The organism is Kitasatospora sp. NPDC002551 (genome assembly GCF_040296005.1).
GTDB lineage: Bacteria > Actinomycetota > Actinomycetes > Streptomycetales > Streptomycetaceae > Kitasatospora.
This window is the reverse complement of record NZ_JBEOWI010000028.1, coordinates 1-25,303: the sequence shown is the minus strand read 5'-3', so window position 1 is coordinate 25,303 and position 25,303 is coordinate 1. Positions and strand designations below refer to the sequence as shown.

The window sequence follows — 25,303 nt, the reverse complement described above, 5'->3', positions numbered from 1 at the left end:
CACCCCGATCGACACCGTTGTAAAACTGATCATCAAATGATGCTCAGACGGCTCCCCCTGACGGCCTGCCGCCCCTACGCTCGGTCGCTATGACTGCTGCAATATCCGCCGACGGAATCCGTCAGCGGTACGGGGACGTGCAGGCCGTCGACGGGGTGTCACTCACCGTCGAGGCCGGCGAATTCTACGGAATCCTCGGGCCCAACGGCGCCGGGAAGACCACCACACTGGAGATCCTGGAGGGAATCCGCAAACCCGACGAGGGCCGGATCGAGCTGCTGGGCCTGGCGCCCTGGCCGCGCAACCCCCGGCTGCTGCCGCGCATCGGCGTCCAGTTCCAGGCCTCCGCCTTCTTCAACAAGCTCACGGCGCGGGAGACCATCCGCACCTTCGGCTCCTTCTACGGCGTCGGCCCCAAGCGCGCCGACGCGATGCTGGAGCGGGTCGGCCTGACCGAGTCGGGCGGGGTGATGACCGACAAGATGTCCGGCGGCCAGGCCCAGCGCCTGTCGATCGCCTGCGCCCTGGTCCACGGCCCGGAGCTGGTCTTCCTGGACGAGCCCACCACCGGCCTCGACCCGCAGGCCCGCCGCAACCTCTGGGACCTGCTGCGCGACATCAACGCCGAGGGCCGCACCGTCGTGCTCACCACCCACTACCTGGACGAGGCCGAGGTGCTCTGCGACCGCGTCTCGGTGATGGACCGGGGCCGGATCCTGCGGACCGGGGCGCCCGCCGCGCTGGTCCGCGAGATCGACGACACCGTCCGGGTCAGCGTGGAGTCCGGCCTGCTGGCCCTGGGCACCGCGCGCGAACTGTTCACCGCCGCCGGGGCGGAGATCTCCTCGCTGGAGGACGACGGCGTCTCGCTGTCGCTGTCCACCCGCCTGCCGGGACCGGTGCTCTCCGTGCTGGCCGAGCAGGGCGCGCTGCGCGGCCTGGAGGTCCGCGGCGCCACCCTGGAGGACGTCTTCCTCCAGCTCACCGGACGGGAGTACCGCGCATGAGCGCCGAGCCCACCACGGCGGCCCCCGAGGCCGCCCCCGCGCCGGGCGGCACTCCCCCGGCGCCCGTCGAGCGCGAGCGGGTCTCCGCCTTCGCCAGCCTCTCCCGGGTGATGCTGGTCGCCTTCGTGCGCGACCGCGCCGCGCTGTTCTTCGTGCTGCTCTTCCCGCTGATGTTCCTGGTGCTGCTCGGCACCCTGCTCAAGGGCGCCTCCAGCCCGCACGCCAAGGTGGAGCAGGTCGGCGCCGTACGAGTGCTGGACTCGGTCCAGGGCGAGGCCCGGGCCGGGCTGGAGCAGGTGCTGACCATCTCCAGGGGCGACGACGAGGCCGCCGCGCTGGAGAAGGTCCGCAAGGGCGACCTGGACGCGATGATCAAGGAGGGCCCGGACGGCCGGGTCGTGGTGCGCTACAGCGCCGCCGACCAGGTCCGGGCCGGCTCCGTCCAGGGCATCGTCAACTCCGTGGTCCAGCAGGCCAACCAGGCCACCAGCGGCAAGCCGCCGGCGTTCGTCCTGGAGAGCAGCCAGGTCGAGGACGAGTCGCTCAAGCCGATCCAGTTCCTCACCCCCGGTCTGCTGGGCTGGGCGGTGGCGACCGGCGCGGTGTTCAGCGCCGCGCTGACCCTGGTCGGCTGGCGGCAGAAGAAGGTGCTGCGGCGGCTGCGGCTCGCCCCGGTGAGCGCCGGGGCGATCATCGGCTCCCGGGTCGCCGTCTCGGTGCTGACCGCGCTCGCGCAGACCGCGATCTTCCTGGGCGTGGCCACCCTGCCGTTCTTCGGGCTGAAGCTCACCGGCGACTGGTGGCTGGTGGTGCCGCTGGTGGTCTGCGCGACCATCGCCTTCATGTCGATCGGCCTGCTGGCCGGCTCGATCGCCAGGACCGAGGAGGCGGCCAACGGCCTCGCGCAGATCATCGTGCTGCCGATGTCCTTCCTGTCCGGCTCGTTCTTCCCGACCGACGACATGCCGAGCTGGCTCAGGGCGTTCTCCGAGGTGCTGCCGCTGAAGCACCTGGTCACCTCGGCGCAGTCGGTGCTCTCCCGGGGCGGCGGCGTGATGGACGCGCTGCCGACCATGGGCGGGCTGCTGCTCTTCGCCGCCGTGCTGACCGGCATCTCCTGGAAGCTGTTCCGCTGGGAGGACTGAGCACCCCGGCGAGCAATCGGTGCCGTGCGGGGTCGTACGTCCGCGGACCTGGTCCCCAGGTCGCGGTGTACGGCCCCGCCGCCGTCTGCGACCATGGTCGGGTGAACGAGATCCGGCGTGGCACGCTCAGCGAGGAGACCTTCTTCGAGCAGGTCGGCGGCGAGCCGACCTTCCGGCGGCTGGTCCACCGGTTCTACCAGGGCGTCGCCGGGGACGAGTTGCTCCGGCCGATGTACCCCGAGGAGGACCTCGGCCCGGCCGAGGAGCGGTTCGCGCTCTTCCTGATGCAGTACTGGGGCGGCCCGCGCACCTACAGCGAGCAGCGCGGCCACCCGCGGCTGCGGATGCGGCACGTGCCGTTCAAGGTGGACCGGGCGGCGCACGACGCCTGGCTGAAGCACATGCGGGTGGCGCTGGACGAACTGGGCCTGCCGCAGGACGCCGAGCGGCAGCTCTGGGAGTACCTCACCTACGCCGCCGCCTCGATGATCAACACCGAGGGCTGACCGGGGCGTTGCCCCCATGGGGCCCCCGCCGAGAGCCCCGTCGCGAGGCCCCGCCGCTAGCCGATCGGGCTGAGGCCGAGGCCCGCGCCGGGCGCGGCCGCCGTGCGGACCGCCACCGACCCGGCCGGGGCGGACAGCCGCAGCCAGCCGCCGGCCCGGTGCACGGTCAGCGGGGCCTGCGGGGCCAGGAAGCCGATCACCTGGGCCGCGTGGGCGGCGCGCAGCGGCAGTTCGGGCAGCGCGCCCACCGGGCGGGACCAGATCTCGTCGGCCAGCGCGTCGAGCACCGCGCGGGTCCGGTGGTGCGCCGGGACGGCCTCGCTGCGCTCGCGGAACTCCCGCACCGCGGCCGCCACTTCCTGGCGCACCCGGGCGGCGGGCGGGGTGCCCACCGGCCGCCAGCCGGTGCGCGGCGGCAGCAGCCCGGCCCAGGCCGGGCCGGTGACCGGGGCGGGCAGCGCGACGGCGTCCGCCGCGGCGTCCACGCCGTCCAGCAGCTGCCCGGCCGAGACCGTCAGGTCCAGCGGGCCGTCCAGGCGGGCCAGTCGCGCGGTGCGCACCACGAGCGCGCCCGAACCGCCCAGCGGCAGCCGCCCGAAGACGGCCAGCACGCCGCCGTCCGGCCGCGGCACGCCCTGCATCCGGACCGCCGCCGCCTTGTCGAAGCGCAGCAGGCGGACCAGGAAGGCGGCCAGGTCTGCGGCCTCACCGGTGTCGGCGAGGGCGAGGGCGGCGGTTCTGTTCAACGCTTCGGCTCACATCCGGGCATCGGGCGTACGGGTACGGCGGGGGCGGGCGCGGTCAGACCGCGACGGCCGGCTCCTCGTCCATGAAGCGCGTCAGGAACTCCCGCTCCACCTGGCTGATCCGGCGCGGCCGGCCCTCGGCGAGGTCGTAGGGCACGACCACGGTGGACGCCCGGACGTAGACGGTCTCGGTGCCGTCCTCGGCGGTGTCCTTGATCTCGTAGGAGACGGTCAGCGAGGCGCCGCCGATCCGGGTCACCCAGGTCTCGACGGTGACCGGCTCGGGCCGGTGCACCAACGGGCGCTTGTAGTCGATCTCGTGGCGGGCCACCACCGAACCGCCGGCGAACTCGCCCGCGCCGGCCTCGGCGGCCTGGGTGAACATGAAGTCGATCCGGGCCTCCTCCAGGTAGCGCAGGAAGACCACGTTGTTGACGTGCCCGAAGGCGTCCATGTCGGACCAGCGCAGCGGGCAGGCGTAGATGTGGCGTGCCACGGGTTCTCCTCGACGTCCGGTGCCCGCCGGCGGTGCGTGCCGGTCGGGCGGCGGCCCGGCGGGCCGGCCCGCACGGGGCGGGCGGCCTGCCGGGCCGTCGTCACGACTGGGTGTCAGCCGCGGGTCAGCTTCTTGTAGGTGGCCCGGTGCGGACGGGCCGCGTCCGCGCCCAGCCGCTCGATCTTGTTCTTCTCGTAGGACTCGAAGTTGCCCTCGAACCAGAACCACTTGCTCTCGCCCTCGTAGGCGAGGATGTGGGTGGCGACCCGGTCCAGGAACCAGCGGTCGTGCGAGATGACCACGGCGCAGCCGGGGAACTCCAGCAGCGCGTTCTCCAGCGAGGAGAGGGTCTCGACGTCGAGGTCGTTGGTGGGCTCGTCGAGGAGCAGCAGGTTGCCGCCCTGCTTCAGGGTGAGCGCCAGGTTGAGGCGGTTGCGCTCACCGCCGGAGAGCACGCCGGCCGGCTTCTGCTGGTCCGGGCCCTTGAAGCCGAACGCCGAGACGTAGGCGCGGGACGGCATCTCGACCTGGCCGACGTTGATCCAGTCCAGACCGTCGGAGACGACCTCCCAGAGGGTCTTCTTCGGGTCGATGTTGGAGCGGGTCTGGTCGACGTAGCTGATCTTGACCGTGTCGCCGACCTTGACCGAGCCGCTGTCCGGGGTCTCCAGGTCCTGGAGCATCTTGAACAGGGTGGTCTTGCCGGCGCCGTTCGGGCCGATGATGCCGACGATGCCGTTGCGCGGCAGGGTGAAGCTGAGGTCGTCGATCAGGACCTTCTCGCCGAAGGCCTTGTTGAGGTTCTCGACCTCGATGACGACGTTGCCCAGGCGCGGGCCCGGCGGGATCTGGATCTCCTCGAAGTCCAGCTTCCGCATCTTGTCGGCCTCGGCGGCCATCTCCTCGTAGCGGGCCAGACGCGCCTTGGACTTGGCCTGGCGGCCCTTGGCGTTGGAGCGGACCCACTCCAGCTCTTCCTTGAGCCGCTTGGCGCGCTTGGCGTCCTTCTGGCCCTCGACCTTGAGACGGGACTGCTTGGTCTCCAGGTAGGTGGAGTAGTTGCCCTCGTACGGGTACGCGCGGCCGCGGTCGAGCTCCAGGATCCACTGGGCGACGTTGTCCAGGAAGTACCGGTCGTGGGTGACGGCGACGACGGTGCCCTTGTACTTCTCCAGGTGCTGCTCCAGCCAGTTCACCGACTCGGCGTCCAGGTGGTTGGTGGGCTCGTCGAGCAGCAGCAGGTCGGGGGCCTCCAGCAGCAGCTTGCAGAGCGCCACGCGGCGCTTCTCGCCACCGGAGAGCTTGGTGACCGGCCAGTCGCCGGGCGGGCAGCCCAGGGCGTCCATGGCCTGCTCCAGCTGGGCGTCCAGGTCCCAGGCCTCGGCGTGGTCCAGCTCCTCCTGGAGCTTGCCCATCTCGTCGAGCAGCGCGTCCGAGTAGTCGGTGGCCATCTGCTCGGCGATCTCGTTGAAGCGGTCGAGCTTGCCCTTGATCTCCTTGACGCCGTCCTGGACGTTCTCCAGGACCGTCTTGGACTCGTCGAGCGGCGGCTCCTGGAGGAGCATGCCGACGGTGAAGCCGGGCGAGAGGAAGGCGTCGCCGTTGGAGGGCTGCTCCAGGCCGGCCATCATCTTCAGCACGGTGGACTTACCGGCGCCGTTGGGGCCCACGACGCCGATCTTCGCTCCGGGGAGGAAGCTGAGCGTCACGTCGTCAAGGATGACCTTGTCGCCGTGCGCCTTGCGCACCTTGCGCATCGTGTAGATGTATTCCGCCACGTGAGATCGCTCCGGCGTCGTCGGGAGTAATTCGGCTTGCAGCCTTCCATTGTGCCGCACCCGACCCGGAGCCCCGAACCGCCGGGTACCCGGCGCAAGAGCCCCGCCGGGGTATCGCGCGCACGGCGCGGCCCGGCCCCCCGCACGCGTGGTGCGGGGGGCCGGGCCGGGTGCTACCGGATCACGGTCCGGGTGGTGCCTCAGGCGGCGTTGCCACCGCGGCGACGGCGCAGCAGGAAGACCGCGGCACCGCCGGCCACGACCAGACCGCCGGCGACGGCGGCGATCACCGGGGTGGCGTCACTGCCACCGGTCTGGGCCAGGCCACCGGTGGTGCCGGGGGCCGTGCTCGGCGGCGCCGGGTGCGCGGCCGGGGTGGTGGCGGTGGCGGTGGCCGACGGGGTGGCGCTCGGGGTGGCCGGCTTGCTGGTGGCGGTGGTCGGGGCCGGGGTGGTCGGCGCCGGGGTCGACGGCTTGGTGGTCGGGGTGGCCGACGGGCTCGGCGTGGTCACGCTGGCGGTCTTGCAGTCCAGGATGCCCTTGAAGTTCTTGGTGAAGCCGTTCGGGCCGGTCACCGTGATGTCGTAGGCGGTGTCCTCGGCGACCTGGACGACCACGGACTCGATCTTGCCCGGCTGGACGGTGACGTCCTTGCCCGGCTTCACCGAGACGGTGGCGGCCTCGTCGCCGCCGTTGGCGACGAAGACCTTGACGCCGTTGGCGACGCACTCGACGACCGCGTTGCTGTCGATCTGCGGGCCCTTGGCGGCCTTCCAGGCCGCCTTGACGGAGTCCTTGACGCCGAGCTTGGTCGACCCGGCCAGGATCATGGTCTGGCTGTGCTCGGCCGGGGTGTAGCCCTTGCTGAGGAAGACCCGGCCGCTGGGCACGACGGTCTCGGCGGAGGCGTCGACGGTGGCGGCGCCGTCCGGGGTGCCCTCGGGGACGTCCAGGAACAGCTGGGTGTCCTTGGCGACCGGGCCGGTCAGGCCGGTGACCGGCTTGCCGTCCTTGTCGACCAGCTTGACCTTGTCGGCGGAGTCGCCGGAGACGGCGAGCTTCACCTCGTTGGCGCTGGAGTTGACGGTGAACGGACCGAGCTTGGCGCCCGGCTTGCCGGACACCGAGTCCGGCGTGAGGCTCAGCGAGGGCTTGGGCTCGGCGGCGATGCCCTTGTTCTTCTCGCTGACCAGGTAGTCGCGCAGCTGCTTGGCCTCGGCGTCGACCGGGATGGCGTTCTTGCCGTCGGAGAACTTCCAGATCGCGGCCTGGGTGCCGGCCGCGGCGTCCTCCTTGGTCAGCTCGCCCTTGACGCCGGCGTCGGTGGCCAGCTTCTTGAGGTCGGTGACCTGCGGGTAGGAGTTCTCCAGGATCCAGCGGATCTTGGAGGCGTCCTCGGCCTTCTCCGGGCGGCCCAGCGAGCTCGACTTCCAGTCGGACTCCTGGTACTCGATCTTCTTGGTGATGTCGACGGGGTGGTCGATGTCGATGCAGTACGTCTTGATCTCGCCGTCGGACGTCCTGAGGGTGAAGAGGCCGCCCTGGATGGAGTGGCTGCCCTCGATGGCGATCTCCTCGCTCATCAGGGTCGGCTGGATCACTGCCGTGACGGCGCCTCCGGGGGCGTCGGCCGCAGCCGCCGCACCGGCCGCGAACAGGCTCGAACCCAGCACCACGCTGGTCGCGAGCATGACAGTAGTGATACGGGGAAGCGTCCGCCCCTGCCTCTGCAACATCTTGGGATCCCTCCGGGCCGGGCCATGCCGATGGGCAGCCCGCCTTGCTTGCCGCGCCCCCTGTGGCGCTGCTTCACGATGTGAACCAGACGCATCCTATGGAGCGCCAGGGGCCCGGAAACCCCTATGCGAAATCAGGACGATACCGTATCTGGATCGTTATCAACCCTCCCAGTGTCTCCACAAGCTGACGGGCAGCCAGAAATTCGGGATCATTCCGCTAACGGGAACGGGATTGCGCGTGCGGGTCGCAACACCCTTCTCGATTCACATATTTGTCGACAGTGTCACCGCCCGCCGGACGCCCCGTCACCCGCTAGGCGTCACCCGCGCTCTCCCCCTCCGCCACCGCCCCGTCGCCCGCCCCGGCCGGCCGCCGGCCGCGCAGGGCGTCCACGATCCACCCGGGCACCGGTTCGCCGAACGGCGCCCCGCCCGCCCCGGCCGCCTCCTCCGGCCCACCCGCGCCGACGGGCGCCCGGCCCCCGGGGCCGCCGGGGGATCCTCCCGGCGGTCCACCCGCGGATCCGCCCTGGAATCCGTTCCGCACCCCCGGTGCCCAGCTGAACCTCGCCGTGCCGCGGCTCAGATCGTGCCCGACCGATCGGGCGTCGATCTCGACCCGGCTCCGCCGCACCTCCCCCTCCGCCCACTCCCGCACCCGCAGCCTCCCGCTCACCACCACCGGGTCCCCCTTCGCCAGCGAGTCGATCAGGTGCCCCGCCAGCGCCCGCCAGGCCGTCACCGTGACCCACTGCGTCTCCCCGTCGACCCAGCCGTCCTTCGTCCGGTCGTAACGCCGCTCGGTCGACGCCAGCCGGAAGTTGGCGACCGGCACCCCGCCGGGGGTCTGGGCGTACGTCACCTCGGTGGCGACATTCCCGATCACCGTCACCTGGGTCTCGTTCACAACACGCTCCGCTCTCTCGGTTGCACCGTACGGAATCGACCGGTGCGCCTTGAGAGTGCGCTTCCCGGAAAATGCGCACCAGGGAGATCCGGAATCCTGTGGACAACTCGGGCCTGTGGAAAGCACTTGTCGCCCGCAGGGGTGAATTTCAGCCTTTGTGTGACCATCACACCCGTCCTCTGCGGGGCCATGACAAGAATCCCCTGGCCGTCGCGCCGCCCCCGGACACCCCCAGGGGTGGCCCTGCGGACCGTCCGCGCACGTCATCCGACCGAACGAACCCGAATACGGCCCCCCACCCGCGTCGATGCCGGCCTCGGCCGCGGCGCTTTCTCCGTGCCGAATCCATAACGGGTGGGCAGACAGCCCCGTAACGAGTGCACAACGTCCGGCGCGGAACACCTCCAGACCGCTGCACTCACGGCCTTCACCTGCGATTATCGGACCGCTCCACCGAGGCCGACACACCAACGGCGGTGTCGCAACACCCGGCCGAGGAACGGGACACCCTTATCCTGTCCCCGACAGGGCAAGGACCCGCCAACCCCCGCATCCAACCCTCAGGCACGGGACGGACAGCGGGCGCCGCGCGCCCACCGCCCGATCCCGCCAGTGGTCGCGCCCATCCGGGCGCAACCCGTCCCGCCCCCATAGCTCAGCGGATAGAGCACCCGCCTTCTAAGCGGTAGGTCGCAGGTTCGAATCCTGCTGGGGGCGCCATGCCACACGGTGCCGCGGCCGACGCCGCGCACTTCGCGCTCCGCGCGCATTTCCCCGCCCGGCACCGAGCGCGCATAACCCGTGACCTTGCGTGTCATGCACTCTCCGAAAAGACCCGGCCGGGAAATTCCGGTGCCGGAAAACACCCCGGACGGACCCGCGGCGGCTACGCCGGCGGACCGCCCGCGTCCCCGCCCGCCACCAGCCGGGCCAGATAGCCCTCCACCAGCTCCGTCTGCCGCTCCGCCGGGAACTCCGCCGGGGCGAACAGCGCCTGCACCACCAGCCCCAGCACGAAGGCCTGGGCCGCCGCCGCGACGTCGGCCGCCGGCGGGCCGGCCGGCAGCTCGCCGAGCCGCCGCGCGGCCCCGACGCACTCCTCCAGCAGGCCGCGCGCCCGCGCGTACCGTGCGGCGTGCGCCCCCGCCAGCTCCGGATCGGCGAGCGCGACGTCCCACGAACCCACCCAGATCCGGTTGCCCGCCCGGCCCGGCGCGTCCAGCGGCAGCACGTCCAGCAGCGCCGCCCGCAGCCGGGCCAGCCCCTCGGGCGGCGGCGGCCCCCCGTCGGCCGGCGCCAGCCGCCGCGGCCGGGCCAGCGAGCGCCGGTCCAGCACGTCCAGCGCGTGCGCGACCAGCGCCTTCTTGCTGGGGAAGTAGTGCGTCAACAGCCCGGTGGAGGCGCCCATCTCGGCGGCCACCGCACGCAGCGTGAGCCCCTCGAAACCCCGGGTGGACAGCACCCGCCAGACCGCCTCGGAAACCTCGGTTCGGCGGGCTTCATGATCTCCACGGGCCGGTGTCATGGGGTTATCTTACGTACCAAACGTTTGTTACGGACGTCGCGCCGCCCACCCACGGACCACCGACCGCCCCCACCGACTACCGACCACCGACCACCGACCGCCCACCGCCGCGAAAGGCCCGCCCATGTTCGCCGTCCCCCTCGCCGAGAACGCCGAGCTCCGCCCGCTGGAGCCCTGGCAGGCGCCCGAGTACCTGGAGCACATCGAGCGCGGCCGCGCCCACATCGACGCCTGGATCGGCTGGGCCGCCCTCGCCACCGACCTGGAGTCGGCCCGCGCCGTCCTGCAGCGCTACGCGGACCGGCAGGCCGCCGACACCGCCCGCCTCTTCGGCATCTGGCTGGACGGCACGCTGATCGGCGGCGTGATGTTCGTGCAGTTCGACGCCAAGGCCGGCAACTGCGAGATCGGCGTCTGGACGGAGCCCGCCGGCCAGGGCCGCGGCCTGATCAGCACCGCCGTCCGGCACCTGATCGACTACGCCTTCACCGTCCGGGGCATGCACCGGATCGAGTGGCACAACCGGCCGGAGAACGTCCGCAGCCGCGCGGTCGCCCAGCGCCTCGGCTTCACCCTGGAGGGCGTCCTGCGGGAGAGCTACCTGCACGGCGGCGTCCACCACGACGGCGAGGTCTGGTCGCTGCTGACCCACGAGTGGAAGCCGCAGGGCGCCCCCGCCTCCTGAGACCCGACGGCACGGCACAGCAGCACGACAGCACGGCGGCGGGGCCGGAGGACCCACCGGCCCCGCGGCCGCCGCGCTCTGGGAGAGTGTGCGCACCCGCTACCCTCCCGGAGGTGCTCATGGCCACCCGACCGCTGCTGCGCGAGCGCGCCGCGCTGCCCACCGAGACCGACGGCCTCAACGCCCGGATCGGCCAGGACGGCGTCGCGGTGCTGGAGTTCGACCGCCCGCACCGGCGCAACGCCGTCACCCTGGCGATCTGGCAGGCGCTGCCCGGCGTGCTGAAGCGGCTCGCCGAGGAGCCGGGCGTACGCGCCCTGCTGGTCACCGGCGCGGGCGGTACCTTCAGCGCCGGCGCGGACATCGACGAACTCGCCGACGTCTACGGCGATCCGGACCGCGCCGACGCCTACCACGCGGTCAACGTCGCCGCCGAGGAGGCGCTGGCGGCCTTCCCGCACCCGACGATCGCCGTGGTGCACGGCGCCTGCGTCGGCGGCGGCTGCCAGCTGGCGCTCGCCTGCGACCTGCGCTTCGTCTCCGAGGACGCCCGGCTCGGCATCACCCCCGCCAAGCTGGGCGTGGTCTACCCGGCGGTGCCGACCCTGCGGCTGGCCCGGCTGGTCGGCCCGGCCCGCGCCAAGTACCTGCTGTTCTCCGGCGAACTGCTGCCCGGCCCGCAGGCGGCCGCCCTCGGTCTGGCCGAACGCGTCCTGCCGGCCGCCGAACTGGACGCGGCGGCCCTGGAGTTCGCCCGCCTGCTGACCACCCGCTCGCCGCAGACCATCGGCGCCGTCAAGGCCGCGCTGGCCGTCCCGCCGGAGCAGGCCGCCGCCGCCCTCGCCCCCTGGGAGCGCCGCTCGCGCGAGGCGCCCGACGTCCGCGAGGGCCTCGCCGCCTTCCTCGAACGCCGTCCGGCCCGGTTCTGAGCCCTGCCCGGGGCCCTCCAGGTCCGCCGCCGATACGATCACGCGATCGAATACGACCGGTCCCCGCCCGGACCCGCCCCTTGGAGCACCACGCGATGACCGCCACCACGCCCGCCACCCCGTGGGCCCGCCGGATCACCGACGGCCTGGAGCCGAAGAACGTCATCATCGCGATGCTGCTGCTGCTCGGCGGGGCGCGCCACGGCTGGACCGGCCTCGGCTGGGCGGCGTTCGCCGCGCTCTTCACCGCCGTGGTCCCGACCCTGCTCATCCGGTTCGGGATGCGCCGGGGCACCGTGGACGACCGGCACGTCGGCAACCGCCGCCGGCGGCTGACGCTCTTCCCGCTCATCATGCTCTCGGTGGCGGCCGGCCTCGCGGTGATGCTCCTCGCGCACGCGCCGCGCGACCTCACCGCGGTGGTGCTGGCGATGTTCGCCTCGCTGGTCCCGATCCTGGTGATCACCGCCTGGTGGAAGGTCTCGGTGCACACCGCCGTGGCGGGCGGCGCGGTGGTCTGCCTGGCCGTCGCGCTCGGGCCCTGGTGGCTGCTGCTGTCCCCGCTGGTCGCGGTGATCGGCTGGTCCCGGGTGGTGCTGCGGGACCACACCGCCGCGCAGACCGTCGTCGGCACGGCGGTGGGCGCCCTCTCGGCCGGACTCACCTTCTGGGCCGCCCGCTGAGGCGTGTCCGACTGCTCCCGCCGGCCCGGGTCAGCGGATCGGCAGCCCGGAGATGGCGCGGGAGATGACCAGCCGCTGGATCTCGCTGGTCCCCTCGAAGACCGAGTAGATCGCGCTGTCCCGGTGCATCCGCTCGACCGGGTACTCCCGGGTGAAGCCGTTGCCTCCGAGGATCTGCATCGCCTGCGCGGTGACCCACTTGGCGGTCTCGCCCGCGTAGAGCTTGGACATCGAGCCCTCGGCGGCGGTGAACGGCTGCCGGGTGGCGGCCATCCAGGAGGCCCGCCAGACCAGCAGCCGGGCCGCGTCGATCCGGGTCCTCATGTCGGCCAGCTGGAAGGCCACGCCCTGGTTGTCGATGATCGGGCGGCCGAACTGCACCCGGGTCTTCGCGTAGTCGAGCGCCACCTCGTAGGCGGCCCGGGCGATGCCGATCGCCTGCGCGCCGACGGCCGGCCGGGAGGCCTCGAAGGTCGCCATCGCGGCGTTCCGCCCGCCCTTGCCGGCGCCCTCGCGGGCCCGTGCCAGGCGCTCGTCCAGCTTCTCCTTGCCGCCGAGCAGGCAGTGGCCGGGCACCCGGACGGAGTCCAGCACCACCTCGGCGGTGTGCGAGGCGCGGATGCCGTGCTTCTTGAACTTCTGCCCCTGGGCGAGGCCGGGCGTGCCCGGCGGCACCACGAAGGACGCCTGCCCGCGCGCGCCGAGCGCCGGGTCGACGGTGGCGACGACCACGTGCACGGCGGCGATCCCGCCGTTGGTGGCCCAGGTCTTGGTGCCGTTCAGCACCCACTCGTCCTTGGCCTCGTCGTACACCGCCCGGGTGCGCAGCGCGGAGACGTCGGAGCCGGCGTCCGGCTCGGAGGAGCAGAACGCGGCCACCTTGACCTCCTCCGGGGTGCCGAACATCTGCGGCGCCCAGGTGCCGATCTGCTCGTCGGTGCCGTTGGCGAGCACCGCGACGGCGGCGAGGGTGGTGCCGACGATGGACAGGCCGATGCCGGCGTCGCCCCAGAACAGCTCCTCCATGGCGATCGGGATGCCCACGCCGGAGGGGTCGAAGTACTGCTGGGCGTAGAAGTCGAGCGAGTAGACGCCGAGCTTGGCGGCCTCCTGGATGATCGGCCAGGGGGTCTCCTCCCGTTCGTCCCACTCGGCGGCGGCGGGGCGGATCACGTCGGCGGCGAAACCGTGCAGCCAGTCGCGGACGGCGAGCTGGTCCGGACCCGGGTCCAGCGAGAAGGTGCTCATGGGTGGGGGCCTCCGAAGAAGAGTGCGACCGACCGGGGTGTTACCACCGGTAACATCGTCGGAGTCTGCTACTGCTTGGTAACCGGTGTCAACGCCCGCACACACACGGAACGAGGGAATCGCGCATGGAACCGGAACCCCGCCGGGAACAGCTGCTCAACGCCGCCGACCGGGTCGTCCAGCGCGAGGGGCCCGGCGCCAGCATGAACGCCATCGCCGCCGAGGCCGGCATCACCAAGCCGATCCTCTACCGGCACTTCGGCGACCGGAACGGCCTGGTCCGGGCCCTGACCGAGCGCCACACCGGCGGGCTGCTGGCCGCCGTCCGGGCCGCGCTCGCCGAACCGCTGGAGCGCCGCGACCGGGTCGAGCACGTGCTGGACACCTACCTCGCCGGGATCGAGGCCCGCCCGCAGGTCTACCGGCTGCTCACCCACCCGGAGCCGGGCGATCCGAGCGGCGCGGGCAACGCGCTGGCCCCGGCGCTCCAGCAGATCGCCGAGGAGATCACCCGGGCCATCGCCGACCAGGTCGACCTCGGCGCCGACCGCGAACTGCTCGCCGAGGCCTGGGGCCGGTCCATCACCGGCATGGTGCTGGCGGCCGGCGACTGGTGGCTGGAGTCCCGGCCCTGCTCGCGCACCCGGATGGTCCAGGCGCTCGCCGACCTGCTCTGGGGCCGACTGGCCGCCGCCGCCGACCTGCCGACCGCGGCCCTGCCCACCGGCCCGGCACCGGAGCAGACCGGCTGAGGGCGGCCCGGCGCCGGAGCGGGCCCCGCCCCCGCAGTCTTGTGGCGGACACGCCCGCCCCGGCATCATCGGGCCCCACCCTCACCCGCACCGGAGGTCCCGATGCGTCCACGCCGCACCGCCGCCGCCCTCCTGCTCACCGCCGCCCTCGCCCTGCCCGCCGCCCCGGCCCGGGCCCACTCCCCGTCCCCCGCACCGGCGTTCCCCACCGGCACCGCCACCGCCCCGGACGGCCGCACCGACCTCACCGACGCCGCCGGCCGCCGCCTCCAGCTGCGCGGCTTCAACCTCGACAAGTACGCCGAGGCCACCGAACAGGACGTCAGGTCCATCGCCGCGCAGGGCTTCACCCTGATCCGGCTGCCGGTCTCCTGGACCAGGCTGGAGCCCACCCGGGGCCGTCTCGACCCCGCCGAGCTGCGGCGGCTGCACCGGCTCCTCGGCTGGGCCGACCGCTACGGCGTGCTCGCCCTGGTCGACTTCCACCAGGACGTCTACGGACCGTGGTTCGGCGGCGGGGACCGCGGCATCCCGCCCTGGGCCACCCGCGACGACGGCCTGCCGTTCGAAGCGGACCCGGACGACTGGTTCGCCGGCTACTTCCAGCCCGCCGTCCAGGCCGCCTTCCGGCACCTCTACGACGACCCCGACCTGCGCGCCTGGCAGGCCGACTTCTACACCCGGCTGGCCCGCGAACTGCGCGGCCACCGCTCACTGCTGGGCTACGACCTGTTCAACGAGCCGTTCGGCCCGGTGGACGGCGACCCGGCCGACCCGGAGGTGCTGGCCCGCTCCGCCGCCGCCCTGGAGCAGGGCCGGCTCGCCGCCATGTACCGCCGGCTGATCACCGCCGTGCGCGAAGTGGACACCCGCGCCTGGCTGTTCGTCGAACCGACCGTGCTGGTCGGCCAGGGCGTCCCCACCCGGCTGCCCGGCTTCGACGACCCGCGCCCGGGCACGCCCCGGCTCGGCTACGCGCCGCACTTCTACGACACCGCCGTCGAGTCCGGGGCCGACTGGGACCCCTCCGGCGGCTTCGTCGAGCGCTACACCGCCGCGATCACCGGCTACCCCGCCGCCCACCGGCTGCCGGTGCTGGTCGGCGAGTGGGGCCCGCCGGACTCCCGCCGGCCCGGCAACGCCCTGCTGGTGCGCCGCCAGGTCGACGCGATGGACGGCTTCGCGGCCGGCTGGGCGCTGTGGTACTGGTGCCGGGGCAACGGCGGCTACTGCGCGCTCGACCCCGCCGGGCGGCCCGCCCCGGGCGAGGAGCCGGCCTTCGGCCCGTACCCGGTCGCGGTCGCCGGCACCGCCGCCCGCACCACCGCGGACGGCTCCCGGCACACCGTCCGCTGGGAGACCGACGGCACCGGCCGGGCCACCGAGATCGCCCTGCCGGCCGCCGGGTTCCCCGCCGGCGCGCGGGTCACCGTCCAGCCGGCCGGCGCCCGTGCCGAGGTCGGGCAGCCGGGCGGCGAGCGGGCCGGCCACGTCCGCGTCCGGCTCCCGCACGCCCGCCCGGGCACCCCGGTCACGGTCACCCTCGAACCGCGCTGACGCCGGGGCCCGGCGGCACCGTACGTGCCGCCGGGCCCCGGCGCGCTGCTACACCAACCCGCGGCGGGCCAGCAGCGGGCCGGTCTCCGGGCCGCGCCCGACCACCGCGCGGAAGGAGTCCAGCGCGTCCCGGGAGTCGCCGCGCGCCAGCAGCTCGCGCCGGAACACCTCGCCGCTCTCCCGCACGCCGCGGCCGTTGCCCTTGAACCACTCCACCGTGTCGGCGTCCAGCACCTCCGACCAGATGTACGCGTAGTAGCCCGCGCTGTACCCGCCCGCGAAGATGTGCCCGAAGTAGGTGGTCCGGTAGCGCGGCGGGACGGCCGCCAGCGCCAGCCCGGCCTTCGCCAGCGCCGCCGCCTCGAACTCCCGGGCGTCCGCGACCTCATGGCCCTCCGGCAGGGTGTGCCAGGCCCAGTCCAGCAGCGCCGCCGCCAGGTACTCGACGGTCCGGAAGCCCTGCCCGAAGGACTCCGCCGCCGCCATCCGCTCGACCAGCTCGGCCGGCAGCGGCTCGCCCGTCTCGTGGTGCCGGGCGTAGTTGGCCAGCACCTCCGGCCACACCATCCACATCTCGTTGACCTGCGAGGGGAACTCCACGAAGTCCCGCGGCACGGCCGTGCCCGCCACGTACGGGTGGCGGACGTCCGAGAACAGCCCGTGCAGCGCGTGCCCGAACTCGTGGAACAGCGTGCGGACCTCGTCCCAGGACAGCAGCACCGGCTCGCCGGGCGCCGGCTTGGCGATGTTCAGGTTGTTGTAGACCACCGGCCGCTGCCCCAGCAGGCCGGACTGGGAGACCAGCTCGTCCATCCAGGCGCCGCCGCGCTTGGACGCCCGGGCGTGGAAGTCGCCGAGGAACAGGCCGAGCGCGGAGCCGTCCGCGTCGAACACCTCGAAGACCCGGGTGTCCGGGTGGTAGCCGACGAGGTCCGGCCGCTCGGTGAAGGTCACCCCGTAGGCCAGGTTCGCGGCGAAGAACACGCCGTCGCGCAGCACCCGCTCCAGCTCGAAGTACGGGCGCAGCGCCGCCGCGTCCACCTGGTACGAGGTCTGCCGGACCTGCTCCGAGTAGTACGCCCAGTCGTGCGCGGCGATCTCCTCGACGCCGTCGGCGGCGGCGACCTTGGCCAGCTCGGCGGCCTCCCGGCGGGCGTTGGCCACGGCCGGCGGCACCAGCCGGGCGAGCAGCGCGTCCACCGCCTCCACGGTGCCGGCCGTCTCGTCGGCCACCACGTAGGCGGCGTGGGTGTCGTGGCCGAGCAGCCGGGCGCGCTCGGCGCGCAGCGCGGCCATCCGGATCGCCAGCGGGCCGTTGGTGTCGGCGGCGCGGTCGAGCGAGGCGGCGAGCAGCCGCTCGCGCACCGAGCGGTCGGTGAGCGAGGCGAGCTCGGTCTGGTTGGAGAAGTTCTTCAGGCTCAGCACGTACGTGCCCGGGTGCCCGAGCGCCCGGCCGTTCTCGGCGGCCGCCGCGATCTCGTCGGCCGAGAGGCCGGCCAGCTGCTCGGCGGAGTCCAGCACCAGCGCCCTGGCCTGCGAGTCGGCGGACACGTTCTGCCGGAACTCCGAGGAGGCGGAGGCCAGTTCGGTGTTGATCGCGCGCAGCCGGGCCTGCTCCCCGGCGCCCAGCCGGGCGCCGGCCCGGACGAACGCGGTGTGACGGCGCTCCAGCAGCCGCAGCGTCTGCGGGTCCAGGTCCAGTTCGGCGCGGCGGGCGTGCAGCTCCTCGATCCGGGCGAACAGCGCGGCGTCCAGGTGGATCGCGTCCCGGTGCGCGGCCAGCCGGGGGCTGACCTCGGCGTCGATCCGGTCGACCTCGGGGGTGGTGTCGGCGGCGGAGTGGTTCTCGAAGACCACCCGGACCCGGTGCAGCAGCCTGCCCGAGCGCTCCAGGGCGAGCAGGGTGTTCTCGACCGTCGGCGGCTGCGGGTCGGCGGTGATCGCGGCGATCTCGGCGAGCTGCTCGGCCATCCCGCGCTCGAAGGCGGGCAGGTAGTGCTCCGGCCGGATCTCGGCGAACGGCGGCAGTTCGTAGGCCAGGGTGCTGGGCCTGAAGAACGGGTTCTCGGTCATTTCGCCGACCTTACGCGCTGTCATCGGCACTGCCTACGGCCCCCACCCGGCAGCCGGGCGCTCCCGCCCCGCCGCGCGCCCGGGGGCCGCCCGGGCACCGTCCGGGCCCGCCGCCGGACGGCGCGGCTCCGCTTGTCGTACCCTCCCGCTACCGTCGACACCGGCCGCCCGTACGCCCCCGTGCGCGCAGCGGACGGCCCCGCCGATGACCGCCCGTACGAGAGGAGGAGCCCCCCCATGGCACCCCGGATCGCCCTCGCCCCCGATCCGCACGGCCCCGGCGGCCGGCTCCAGCCGCTCGACGACGCCGGCGCCCCGCTCGGCCCGCCCGAGGCCGCACCCGACCTCGCCGCCGCCGTCGCCCGGCGGGAGGCCGCCGAGCACCCCCGCTGGGTGTGGGCCGCCGCCGACTCCGGGTACGCGCCGCTGCTCCCCCGGCTGCCCGACCGGCTCGCCCGCTGCCACGACCTGCGGCTGGTCGAGGCGCTGCTGCTCGCCCACGAGGGCCGCTTCGGCGCCCCGCGCTCGCTCGGCGCCGGCTGGGCCCGGCTGCGCGGCCTGCCCGTCCCCGCCGACCTGCCCGAGCCGGGCTCCGCCGAGGCCGGCGACGGCCAGGACACCCTGTTCGCCCCCGACCGGCTCCAGCTGCCGCCCGGCACCGACCCGCTGGCCGCCGTGGTCGCCGTGCACGCCGAGCAGCAGCGCCGGCTCGCCGCGATCGCCGACCCGGCCGCCCGCTCCCGCTTCCGGCTGCTGGTCGCCGCCGAGTCGGCGGGCGCGCTGGCCGCCGCCGAGATGGCCCACGACGGCCTGCCCTGGAGCACCGACGTCCACGACCGGCTGCTCACCGAGCTGCTCGGCCCGCGCCCCACCGTGCCCGGCACCCAGCCGCGGCTGCTCGCCGAACTCGCCGCGGAGCTCCAGCGGGCGCTCGGTGGGCGCCCGTTCAACCCCGACTCGCACAGCCAGGTGCTGCGCGCCTTCGCCGACGCCGGCATCCCGCTCGGCTCCACCCGCTCCTGGGAGCTGAAGACCGTCGACCACCCGGCGGCCCGGCTGCTGGTCCGCTACAAGGAGCTGTCCCGGATCCACGTCGCGCACGGCTGGGCCTGGCAGGACGCCTGGGCGCGCGGCGGCCGGTTCCGCCCCGAGTACGTGGTCGGCGGCGTGGTCTCCGGCCGCTGGGCCAGCCGGGGCGGCGGCGCGCTGCAGATCCCGCGCATCCTGCGCCGCGCCGTGGTCGCCGACCCGGGCTGGCTGCTGGTGGTCGCCGACGCCGCCCAGCTGGAGCCGCGGGTGCTCGCCGCGCTCTCCCAGGACGCCGGCCTCGCCCGCAGCGCCGCCGGCGGCGACCTGTACGAGGCGCTGGCCGCCACCGCCTTCCACGGCGACCGCGACAAGGCCAAGCTGGGCCTGCTCGGCGCCATGTACGGCCAGACCAGCGGCGACATCGGCCCGCTGCTGGCCACCCTGCGCGGCCGCTACCCGGCCGCGATGGGCTACGTCGAGGCGGCGGCCCGCACCGGCGAGGACGGCGGCGTGGTCGCCTCCCGGCTGGGCCGCCCGTGCCCGCCCGCCTCGGCCGACTTCCTGGACCTCACCGAGGCGCCCGAGACGGCGGGCGACGCCGGCGGCCGCTCGGCCCGCGCCCGCGGCCGGTTCACCCGCAACTTCGTCATCCAGGCCAGCGCCGCCGACTGGGCGCTGGCCCTGCTGGCCGCGCTGCGCCGCCGGCTCGCCGAACTCCCGGTGGCCACCGCCGCCGACCGCCCGCACCTGGTGTTCTTCCAGCACGACGAGGTGATGGTGCACACCCCGGCCAACCTGGCCGACGAGGTGGCGGCGGCGGTCGACGCGGCGGCCGACGAGGCCCGCCGGCTGGTCTTCGGCGACACGCCGGTGCGGTTCCCGCTCAGCACCGCCGTGGTGGAGTGCTACGCCGACGCCAAGTGAGCCCTCACAGCTTGCGGAAGCCGCGCGCCTCCTCGGCCGCCGCCACCACCTCGGTGAGCGCCGCGCCGGTCGAGGCGGTCACCGCCGCGGCCACCGCCCCCTCCACGAACGGCGCGTCGACCAGCACCACCCCGGGACGCGGCGCGTCCTCCAGCACGGTCACCGCCGTCAGCACCGAACTCCCGAGGTCCGGCAGCACCGCGACCCCGGCCCCGGCGTCCGCCTCGGCGACGGCCCGCGCGATCAGCTCGTAGCTGGTCCCGAGCCCGCCGTCCTCGGTCCCGGCCGCCACCACCACCCGCACCTCCTCCGAGGCGAGCTCCGCCAGCAGTTCCTTCAACCCGGCGGCCAGCGCCGCACTGTGCGAGACCAGAACGATGCCCACGTGTCCACTCATGGCTCCGACCCTAGATCGGATGCGCCACGCGGGTGAGTCGTCTCCCGCGTGTCGGATTCCGTGCCCGGGACCCCCGTCTGGCGTAGCGTCGGGTCAGCACCGTCTGCCGAGGGGAGCGCGTACGCCGTGAAGAAGCTCATCAACGCCGCGGAGACCGTCCTGGAGGACGCGCTGGCCGGGCTGGCCGCCGCCCATCCGGAGCTGGCGGTCGACATCGCCGCCCGGGTGATCACCCGGGCCGTCCGGCCGGCCGCGCCCAAGGTGGCGCTGGTGTCCGGCGGCGGTTCCGGGCACGAGCCGCTGCACGGCGGCTTCGTCGGCCCCGGCATGCTGGACGCGGCCTGCCCCGGCGAGGTGTTCACCTCCCCCGTCCCCGACCAGATGCTGGCCGCCGCCAAGGCCGTGGACTCCGGCGCCGGCGTGGTGTTCGTCGTCAAGAACTACACCGGCGACGTGATGAACTTCGAGCTCGCCGCGGAGCTGGCCGCCGAGGAGGGCATCGAGGTCCGCACCGTCCTGGTCAACGACGACGTCGCGGTCGAGGACTCGACCTGGACGGCCGGCCGGCGCGGCACCGGCGCGACGGTCCTGGTGGAGAAGATCGCGGGCGCGCTCGCCGAGCGCGGCGCGCCGCTGGACCGGGTGGCCGCCGTCGGCGAGCGGGTGAACGCGGCCTCCCGCTCGTTCGCGATCGCGCTCACCGCGGCGACCGTCCCGGCGGCCGGCAAGCCCGGCTTCGAGCTGGCCGAGGACGAGATCGAGGTGGGCGTCGGCATCCACGGCGAGCCGGGCCGGCGGCGGGAGCGGCTGCGCCCGGCCCGCGAGCTGGTCACCGAGGTGGTGGAGACGATCCTCACCGACCACCACCTGACCGCCGGCGACGAGGTGATCGCCCTGGTCAACGGCCTGGGCGCAACACCGCTGATGGAGCTGTACGTCGTCTTCGGCGAGGTCGCCGCCCGGCTGGCCGAGCACGGCATCACGGTGGCCCGCAGCCTGGTCGGCAACTACGTGACCAGCCTGGACATGGCCGGCTTCTCGCTCACCCTCACCCGGGCGGACGGCGAGTTGCTGGAACTGTGGGACGCCCCGGTGGACACCCCCGCCCTCAAGCGCGCCTGACCGGCGGAACAGCAGAACAGGAGCACCCGAGATGGACGTCGACACCCGCCTCGCCGAGGCCTGGGTCCGCGCGATCGCCGCCGCGGTCGAGCAGGAGCACGGGCGCCTCACCGAGCTGGACTCCGCGATCGGCGACGGCGACCACGGCAGCAACCTGCGGCGCGGCTTCACCGCCGTGCTGGCCGCCCTGGACGCGCCGGACGCCCCGGCCCCCGCCGGGCCCGGAGCACTGCTGACCAAGACCGGCAGCACGCTGATCTCCAAGGTCGGCGGCGCCTCCGGCCCGCTCTACGGCAAGGCGTTCCGGGCGATCGGCGCCGCGCTGCCGCAGCCCGGCGAGGCGCCCGCCGACGCGGCCGGGCTCGGCGAGGCGCTGGCGGCCGGCCTGCGCGCGGTGCGGGAGCTCGGCAAGGCCGAGCCGGGCGACAAGACCATCGTCGACGCCTGGACGCCCGCGCTGGACGCCTACCGGGCGGCGGTGGCCGCCGGCGCCGCCCTGCCGGAGGCCGCGAAGGCCGCGGCCGAGGGCGCCGAGCGGGGCGCCCTGGACACCGTGCCGCTGCAGGCCCGCAAGGGGCGCGCCTCCTACCTGGGCCCGCGCAGCGTCGGCCACCAGGACCCGGGGGCCACCTCCACCGCCCTGCTCTTCCGCGCTCTCGCCGCGGTCACCGGCTGAGGCGGCTCACGCCGTGTCGGTCCGGGTGATCAGCAGCAGCAGCGCGTCGTCCCGCAGCTCGCCGCCGGTGTGCGCCAGCAGGTCGGCGTAGACCCGCCCGACCGCCGCCTCCAGCTCCGCCGCGGAGCGGGCCGCGCCCCGGACCAGCGGGCCGACCCGCTCGGCGAGCGGGTAGAACGCGCCGCTGTGCCGGTGCTTGGCCTCGATCACGCCGTCGGTGCAGAGCACCAGCACGTCGTCGGTGCCGAACGGCTGGTCCCAGGTGCTCGGCTCGCCGGCGGCCAGCCGCCCGAGGCCGAGCGGCACCCACGGGTCCGGCGCGTCCAGGACGTGCGCCAGGCCCTGCGCGTCCACCCGGATCGGCGGGACGTGCCCGTACTGGAGCAGCTGGACCGTGCCGGACCGGCGGAACTCCGCGAACAGCGCCGTGGTGAACTCGCCGTCCGGCACGTGCCGCTCCACGCTGGCCTCGATCCGGGCGGCCACCCCGCGCAGCCCCGCCTCGTCGTACGCGGCCTCCCGGAAGGCGCCGAGCACCACGGCGGCGGTCTGCACCGCGCCGAGCCCCTTGCCCCGCACGTCGCCGACCGCCACCCGGGTGCCGTACGGGGTCTCCAGGACGGAGTAGAGGTCCCCGCCGATCCTGGAGGCGTCGGCGGCGGAGACGTACCGCACGGCGAGGTGCAGCGGCCCGACGACCGGCCCGGGCAGCCGCAGCAGCGCGCGCTGCGCCGCCTCCGCGACGGAGCTGACCGCGGCGTACGCGGCGGCCCGGCGCATCCGGATCCTGGCGACCCAGGCGGAGAACACCGAGAGCACCAGGTAGCTGACCATCGCGCCCCACAGGAAGCGGACGTCGTTGAGGTTGTCGACCTGGTCGTAGTGGCTGAGGCCGAAGACGGCGAGCAGACCGATCGAGCAGACGCCGAGCAGTTCGAGCGGCCGCAGGGTGAGCGCGGCGACGCTCGGGACGACGGTCATCAGCGGCGCGAGGTAGCGGTCCTGGCCGGAGTACAGGTCGGCGATCCCGACCAGCACGATCGCGATCAGCGCCGGGGCGGCCCGCCGCCAGAACGGGATGTCGAGCAGGTCGACGGCGAGCAGCGCGTTGCGCCGCCGGGACGGCGACTGCCCGGCGCCGGTCGGGACGGACGGCGACTGGGCACGGCGGATCGGGAACACATATCGAACATAACGGACGATCAGTACGCCCACCTGCGCACCCCCCGCCCGCCGGCGGCCCCGGAGGCCGCCGGGCGGTGGATTCCGCCCGCGCGACGGCGCGGATCCGGGCGCAGCGTGCCCGGACGCCTACGCTCTGCTCTCGGGGGCGCACCGATGACGCCCGGGCGACCCACGGGCACCATCCGGAATGCGACCCACACCACACGATCCGTACCCCTACATAATACCCCTTAGGGGTATGGTGTGGTTATCAGCCGGGCCCGGGCGTACGCTCGCGGCCGTACCGACCTTCCGGAGGGCACGATGTCCAGCACCATCACCTACACCGTCACCGGCATGAGCTGCGGACACTGCGAGAGCTCGGTCAGCAAGGAGCTCTCCACCCTCAACGGGGTCACCGAGGTGTCCGCGGACGCCAAGGCCGGCACGGTCACCGTCTCCGCGGCCGCCCCGCTGGACGACGACCTGGTGCGCGCCGCCGTCGACGAGGCCGGCTACGAGCTGGTCGGCCGCGCCGCCTGAGAGCCCCCGCCGCGCGGCGGGGGCCCGGCGAACCCCGCCCCCGCCGTGCCCCTCCCCTAGGAGCTGATCAGCACATGAGCACCTCCACCCCGGGCTCCGCCTCCCCGGACACGGCGACCGCCATAGCCGGCCAGGAGGACCCCACCGCGGTCCGCGAGAGCGTCGAACTCCAGATCGGCGGCATGACCTGCGCCGCCTGTGCCGCGCGGATCGAGAAGAAGCTGAACCGGATGGCCGGCGTCGAGGCCACCGTCAACTACGCCACCGAGAAGGCCAGGGTCGCCTTCGCGCCGGACGTCACGGTCGCCGACCTGATCGCCACCGTGGAGAACACCGGCTACACCGCCGAACTCCCCCCGCCACCCGTGCCCGCCGCCCCGGCCGGGGCTCCGGCCGGCGCCGCCCGCCCGCAGGCGGCCGACCCGCTGCTCGACCGGCTGCTCGTCAGCGCCGTGCTCAGCCTGCCGGTGGTCCTCTGGTCGATGATCCCCGTCCTCCAGTTCACCAACTGGCAGTGGCTGGCCTTCGCCCTCACCGGCCCCGTCGTGGTCTACGGCGGCCTGCCCTTCCACCGCGCCGCCTGGACCAACCTCAAGCACGGCGCGGCGACCATGGACACCCTGGTCTCGCTCGGCACCCTGGCCGCCTTCGGCTGGTCCTTCTGGGCCCTGTTCTGGGGCGACGCCGGCACGCCCGGCATGCGGCACGAGTTCTCGGCCTCGGTCGGGGACGCCGACGCCTCGTCCATGCTCTACCTGGAGACGGCCTCCGCCGTCACCGTGCTGATCCTGCTCGGCCGCTACCTGGAGGCCCGCTCCAGGCGCCGCGCCGGAGCCGCCCTGCACGCCCTGCTGGACCTCGGCGCCAAGGACGTCGCCGTGCTGCGGGGCGGCCGCGAGGTCCGGCTGCCGGTCGAGCACCTCACCGTCGGGACGCGCTTCGTGGTGCGCCCCGGCGAGAAGATCGCCACCGACGGCGTGGTCGTCGAGGGCGCCTCCGCCGTCGACGCCTCGATGCTCACCGGCGAGTCCGTGCCCGTCGAGGTCGCCGTCGGCGACACCGTCACCGGCGCCACCGTCAACGCGGGCGGGCGCCTGGTGGTCGAGGCCACCCGGGTCGGCGCCGACACCAAGCTCGCCCGGATGGCCAGGCTGGTCGAGGACGCGCAGAACGGCAAGGCCGCCGCCCAGCGCCTCGCCGACCGGATCTCCGCCGTCTTCGTCCCCGTGGTGATCCTCATCGCGCTCGGCACCCTGGTCGCTTGGCTGCTGACCACCGAGAGCGCCACCGAGGCGTTCACCGCCGCCGTCGCCGTGCTGATCATCGCCTGCCCCTGCGCCCTGGGCCTGGCCACCCCGACCGCCCTGATGGTCGGCACCGGCCGCGGCGCCCAGCTCGGCATCCTCATCAAGGGCCCCGAGGTGCTGGAGAACACCCGCCGGGTGGACACGATCGTCCTCGACAAGACCGGCACCGTCACCACCGGCCGGATGGCGCTGCACGCCGTGCACACCGCCGAGGGCGTCACCGAGGAGGAGGCGCTGCGCCTGGCCGGCGCCGTCGAGCACGCCTCCGAACACCCGATCGCCGCCGCCGTCGCGACCGCCGCCGCCGAGAGGCTCGGCACCCTGCCCGCCGTCGAGGGCTTCGAGAACGTCCCCGGCCTCGGCGT

23 protein-coding genes and 1 tRNA gene are annotated in these 25,303 nt (G+C 74.1%); 14 read left to right on the top strand and 10 right to left on the bottom strand.

Annotated features, from left to right (window positions below; genetic code table 11):
- The first annotated feature begins 89 nt into the window (after positions 1-89).
- From ABT093_RS23020 to ABT093_RS23010, 3 genes are all read left to right on the top strand, one after another.
- Entirely contained in the window at positions 90-1,007 is a 918-nt protein-coding gene (locus tag ABT093_RS23020) for an ABC transporter ATP-binding protein (RefSeq protein WP_350567232.1), read from the top strand.
- Positions 1,004-2,152 (top strand): ABC transporter permease, encoded by a 1,149-nt coding sequence (locus tag ABT093_RS23015; RefSeq protein ID WP_350567229.1) that lies wholly within the window; start codon positions 1,004-1,006, stop codon positions 2,150-2,152. The genes ABT093_RS23020 and ABT093_RS23015 overlap by 4 nt, the downstream gene beginning before the upstream one ends.
- A 101-nt stretch (positions 2,153-2,253) precedes the next feature.
- A complete protein-coding gene (locus ABT093_RS23010) occupies positions 2,254-2,658 on the top strand; it encodes a globin (protein WP_350567226.1) in 405 nt (134 codons plus the stop codon).
- A 56-nt stretch (positions 2,659-2,714) separates the two neighbouring features.
- On the opposite strand, the gene ABT093_RS23005 is transcribed toward ABT093_RS23010, so the two are convergent.
- From ABT093_RS23005 to ABT093_RS22985, 5 genes are all read right to left on the bottom strand, one after another.
- Positions 2,715-3,404: a DUF8185 domain-containing protein gene (locus ABT093_RS23005; RefSeq protein WP_350567224.1), complete on the bottom strand. Its 690-nt coding sequence runs from the start codon at positions 3,402-3,404 to the stop codon at positions 2,715-2,717.
- 55 nt (positions 3,405-3,459) lie between these two features.
- A complete protein-coding gene (locus ABT093_RS23000) occupies positions 3,460-3,900 on the bottom strand; it encodes an acyl-CoA thioesterase (protein WP_350567221.1) in 441 nt (146 codons plus the stop codon).
- A 113-nt stretch (positions 3,901-4,013) separates the two neighbouring features.
- Positions 4,014-5,678, bottom strand: a complete 1,665-nt coding sequence (ettA, locus tag ABT093_RS22995) for an energy-dependent translational throttle protein EttA (RefSeq protein ID WP_350567219.1) — start codon at positions 5,676-5,678, stop codon at positions 4,014-4,016.
- Between the two features lie 200 nt (positions 5,679-5,878).
- Entirely contained in the window at positions 5,879-7,369 is a 1,491-nt protein-coding gene (locus ABT093_RS22990) for a Cys-Gln thioester bond-forming surface protein (protein WP_350567216.1), read from the bottom strand.
- 361 nt (positions 7,370-7,730) lie between these two features.
- The gene (locus ABT093_RS22985; protein WP_350567214.1) at positions 7,731-8,324 is read right to left on the bottom strand and encodes a single-stranded DNA-binding protein; all 594 of its coding nucleotides are present in this window, start codon (positions 8,322-8,324) and stop codon (positions 7,731-7,733) included.
- A gap of 644 nt (positions 8,325-8,968) precedes the next feature.
- Here ABT093_RS22985 and ABT093_RS22980 point away from each other — a divergent pair.
- A tRNA-Arg gene (locus ABT093_RS22980) sits at positions 8,969-9,044 on the top strand.
- Positions 9,045-9,210: 166 nt separating this feature from the next.
- On the opposite strand, the gene ABT093_RS22975 is transcribed toward ABT093_RS22980, so the two are convergent.
- Positions 9,211-9,849 carry a TetR/AcrR family transcriptional regulator gene (locus ABT093_RS22975; protein WP_350567211.1) on the bottom strand — a complete coding sequence of 213 codons (639 nt, stop codon included), beginning with the start codon at positions 9,847-9,849 and terminating at the stop codon, positions 9,211-9,213.
- 124 nt (positions 9,850-9,973) lie between these two features.
- Here ABT093_RS22975 and ABT093_RS22970 point away from each other — a divergent pair, with 124 nt between their 5' ends.
- From ABT093_RS22970 to ABT093_RS22960, 3 genes are all read left to right on the top strand, one after another.
- A complete protein-coding gene (locus tag ABT093_RS22970) occupies positions 9,974-10,534 on the top strand; it encodes a GNAT family N-acetyltransferase (RefSeq protein WP_350567209.1) in 561 nt (186 codons plus the stop codon).
- Between the two features lie 119 nt (positions 10,535-10,653).
- Entirely contained in the window at positions 10,654-11,463 is an 810-nt protein-coding gene (locus tag ABT093_RS22965) for an enoyl-CoA hydratase/isomerase family protein (protein ID WP_350567206.1), read from the top strand.
- Between the two features lie 95 nt (positions 11,464-11,558).
- Positions 11,559-12,146: a phosphatase PAP2 family protein gene (locus tag ABT093_RS22960; RefSeq protein WP_350567203.1), complete on the top strand. Its 588-nt coding sequence runs from the start codon at positions 11,559-11,561 to the stop codon at positions 12,144-12,146.
- Between the two features lie 30 nt (positions 12,147-12,176).
- Here the strand turns inward: ABT093_RS22960 and ABT093_RS22955 are convergent, their stop codons facing one another.
- Positions 12,177-13,394: an acyl-CoA dehydrogenase family protein gene (locus ABT093_RS22955; RefSeq protein ID WP_350567200.1), complete on the bottom strand. Its 1,218-nt coding sequence runs from the start codon at positions 13,392-13,394 to the stop codon at positions 12,177-12,179.
- A 125-nt stretch (positions 13,395-13,519) separates the two neighbouring features.
- On the opposite strand from ABT093_RS22955, the gene ABT093_RS22950 reads away from it, so the two are divergent.
- Both ABT093_RS22950 and ABT093_RS22945 read left to right on the top strand, forming a co-directional pair.
- Positions 13,520-14,146 (top strand): TetR family transcriptional regulator, encoded by a 627-nt coding sequence (locus tag ABT093_RS22950; protein ID WP_350567197.1) that lies wholly within the window; start codon positions 13,520-13,522, stop codon positions 14,144-14,146.
- 102 nt (positions 14,147-14,248) lie between these two features.
- The gene (locus ABT093_RS22945; protein WP_350567194.1) at positions 14,249-15,703 is read left to right on the top strand and encodes a cellulase family glycosylhydrolase; all 1,455 of its coding nucleotides are present in this window, start codon (positions 14,249-14,251) and stop codon (positions 15,701-15,703) included.
- 48 nt (positions 15,704-15,751) lie between these two features.
- On the opposite strand, the gene ABT093_RS22940 is transcribed toward ABT093_RS22945, so the two are convergent.
- Positions 15,752-17,776, bottom strand: a complete 2,025-nt coding sequence (locus ABT093_RS22940; protein ID WP_350567192.1) for a M3 family metallopeptidase — start codon at positions 17,774-17,776, stop codon at positions 15,752-15,754.
- A 237-nt stretch (positions 17,777-18,013) separates the two neighbouring features.
- On the opposite strand from ABT093_RS22940, the gene ABT093_RS22935 reads away from it, so the two are divergent.
- Entirely contained in the window at positions 18,014-19,729 is a 1,716-nt protein-coding gene (locus ABT093_RS22935) for a bifunctional 3'-5' exonuclease/DNA polymerase (RefSeq protein WP_350567189.1), read from the top strand.
- Between the two features lie 4 nt (positions 19,730-19,733).
- Here ABT093_RS22935 and dhaM read toward each other — a convergent pair whose 3' ends face one another.
- On the bottom strand, positions 19,734-20,126 hold the full coding sequence (gene dhaM / locus ABT093_RS22930) for a dihydroxyacetone kinase phosphoryl donor subunit DhaM (protein WP_350567186.1): 393 nt from the start codon (positions 20,124-20,126) through the stop codon (positions 19,734-19,736).
- 126 nt (positions 20,127-20,252) lie between these two features.
- On the opposite strand from dhaM, the gene dhaK reads away from it, so the two are divergent.
- Both dhaK and dhaL read left to right on the top strand, forming a co-directional pair.
- Positions 20,253-21,248, top strand: coding sequence for a dihydroxyacetone kinase subunit DhaK (gene dhaK / locus ABT093_RS22925; protein WP_350567184.1), 996 nt, complete (start codon positions 20,253-20,255; stop codon positions 21,246-21,248).
- A gap of 31 nt (positions 21,249-21,279) precedes the next feature.
- Positions 21,280-21,924, top strand: coding sequence for a dihydroxyacetone kinase subunit DhaL (gene dhaL, locus ABT093_RS22920; RefSeq protein ID WP_350567182.1), 645 nt, complete (start codon positions 21,280-21,282; stop codon positions 21,922-21,924).
- Positions 21,925-21,930: 6 nt separating this feature from the next.
- Here dhaL and ABT093_RS22915 read toward each other — a convergent pair whose 3' ends face one another.
- On the bottom strand, positions 21,931-23,106 hold the full coding sequence (locus ABT093_RS22915) for a PP2C family protein-serine/threonine phosphatase (protein ID WP_350567180.1): 1,176 nt from the start codon (positions 23,104-23,106) through the stop codon (positions 21,931-21,933).
- A gap of 306 nt (positions 23,107-23,412) precedes the next feature.
- On the opposite strand from ABT093_RS22915, the gene ABT093_RS22910 reads away from it, so the two are divergent.
- Both ABT093_RS22910 and ABT093_RS22905 read left to right on the top strand, forming a co-directional pair.
- On the top strand, positions 23,413-23,631 hold the full coding sequence (locus ABT093_RS22910) for a heavy-metal-associated domain-containing protein (protein ID WP_350567178.1): 219 nt from the start codon (positions 23,413-23,415) through the stop codon (positions 23,629-23,631).
- Between the two features lie 74 nt (positions 23,632-23,705).
- On the top strand, positions 23,706-25,303 hold a 1,598-nt coding region (locus tag ABT093_RS22905), incomplete at its 3' end, for a heavy metal translocating P-type ATPase (RefSeq protein ID WP_350567175.1).

Excerpts from the sequence above, each read along its gene's own strand:
- ABT093_RS23020 (WP_350567232.1), top strand. The coding sequence starts at position 90 with ATGACTGCTGCAATATCCGCCGACGGAATCCGTCAGCGGTACGGGGAC.
- ABT093_RS23015 (WP_350567229.1), top strand. The coding sequence starts at position 1,004 with ATGAGCGCCGAGCCCACCACGGCGGCCCCCGAGGCCGCCCCCGCGCCG.
- ABT093_RS22990 (WP_350567216.1), bottom strand. The coding sequence starts at position 7,369 with ATGCTCGCGACCAGCGTGGTGCTGGGTTCGAGCCTGTTCGCGGCCGGT.
- ABT093_RS22975 (WP_350567211.1), bottom strand. The coding sequence starts at position 9,849 with ATGACACCGGCCCGTGGAGATCATGAAGCCCGCCGAACCGAGGTTTCC.
- ABT093_RS22970 (WP_350567209.1), top strand. The coding sequence starts at position 9,974 with ATGTTCGCCGTCCCCCTCGCCGAGAACGCCGAGCTCCGCCCGCTGGAG.
- ABT093_RS22965 (WP_350567206.1), top strand. The coding sequence starts at position 10,654 with ATGGCCACCCGACCGCTGCTGCGCGAGCGCGCCGCGCTGCCCACCGAG.
- ABT093_RS22960 (WP_350567203.1), top strand. The coding sequence starts at position 11,559 with ATGACCGCCACCACGCCCGCCACCCCGTGGGCCCGCCGGATCACCGAC.
- ABT093_RS22955 (WP_350567200.1), bottom strand. The coding sequence starts at position 13,394 with ATGAGCACCTTCTCGCTGGACCCGGGTCCGGACCAGCTCGCCGTCCGC.
- ABT093_RS22950 (WP_350567197.1), top strand. The coding sequence starts at position 13,520 with ATGGAACCGGAACCCCGCCGGGAACAGCTGCTCAACGCCGCCGACCGG.
- ABT093_RS22945 (WP_350567194.1), top strand. The coding sequence starts at position 14,249 with ATGCGTCCACGCCGCACCGCCGCCGCCCTCCTGCTCACCGCCGCCCTC.
- ABT093_RS22940 (WP_350567192.1), bottom strand. The coding sequence starts at position 17,776 with ATGACCGAGAACCCGTTCTTCAGGCCCAGCACCCTGGCCTACGAACTG.
- ABT093_RS22935 (WP_350567189.1), top strand. The coding sequence starts at position 18,014 with ATGGCACCCCGGATCGCCCTCGCCCCCGATCCGCACGGCCCCGGCGGC.
- dhaM (WP_350567186.1), bottom strand. The coding sequence starts at position 20,126 with ATGAGTGGACACGTGGGCATCGTTCTGGTCTCGCACAGTGCGGCGCTG.
- dhaL (WP_350567182.1), top strand. The coding sequence starts at position 21,280 with ATGGACGTCGACACCCGCCTCGCCGAGGCCTGGGTCCGCGCGATCGCC.
- ABT093_RS22910 (WP_350567178.1), top strand. The coding sequence starts at position 23,413 with ATGTCCAGCACCATCACCTACACCGTCACCGGCATGAGCTGCGGACAC.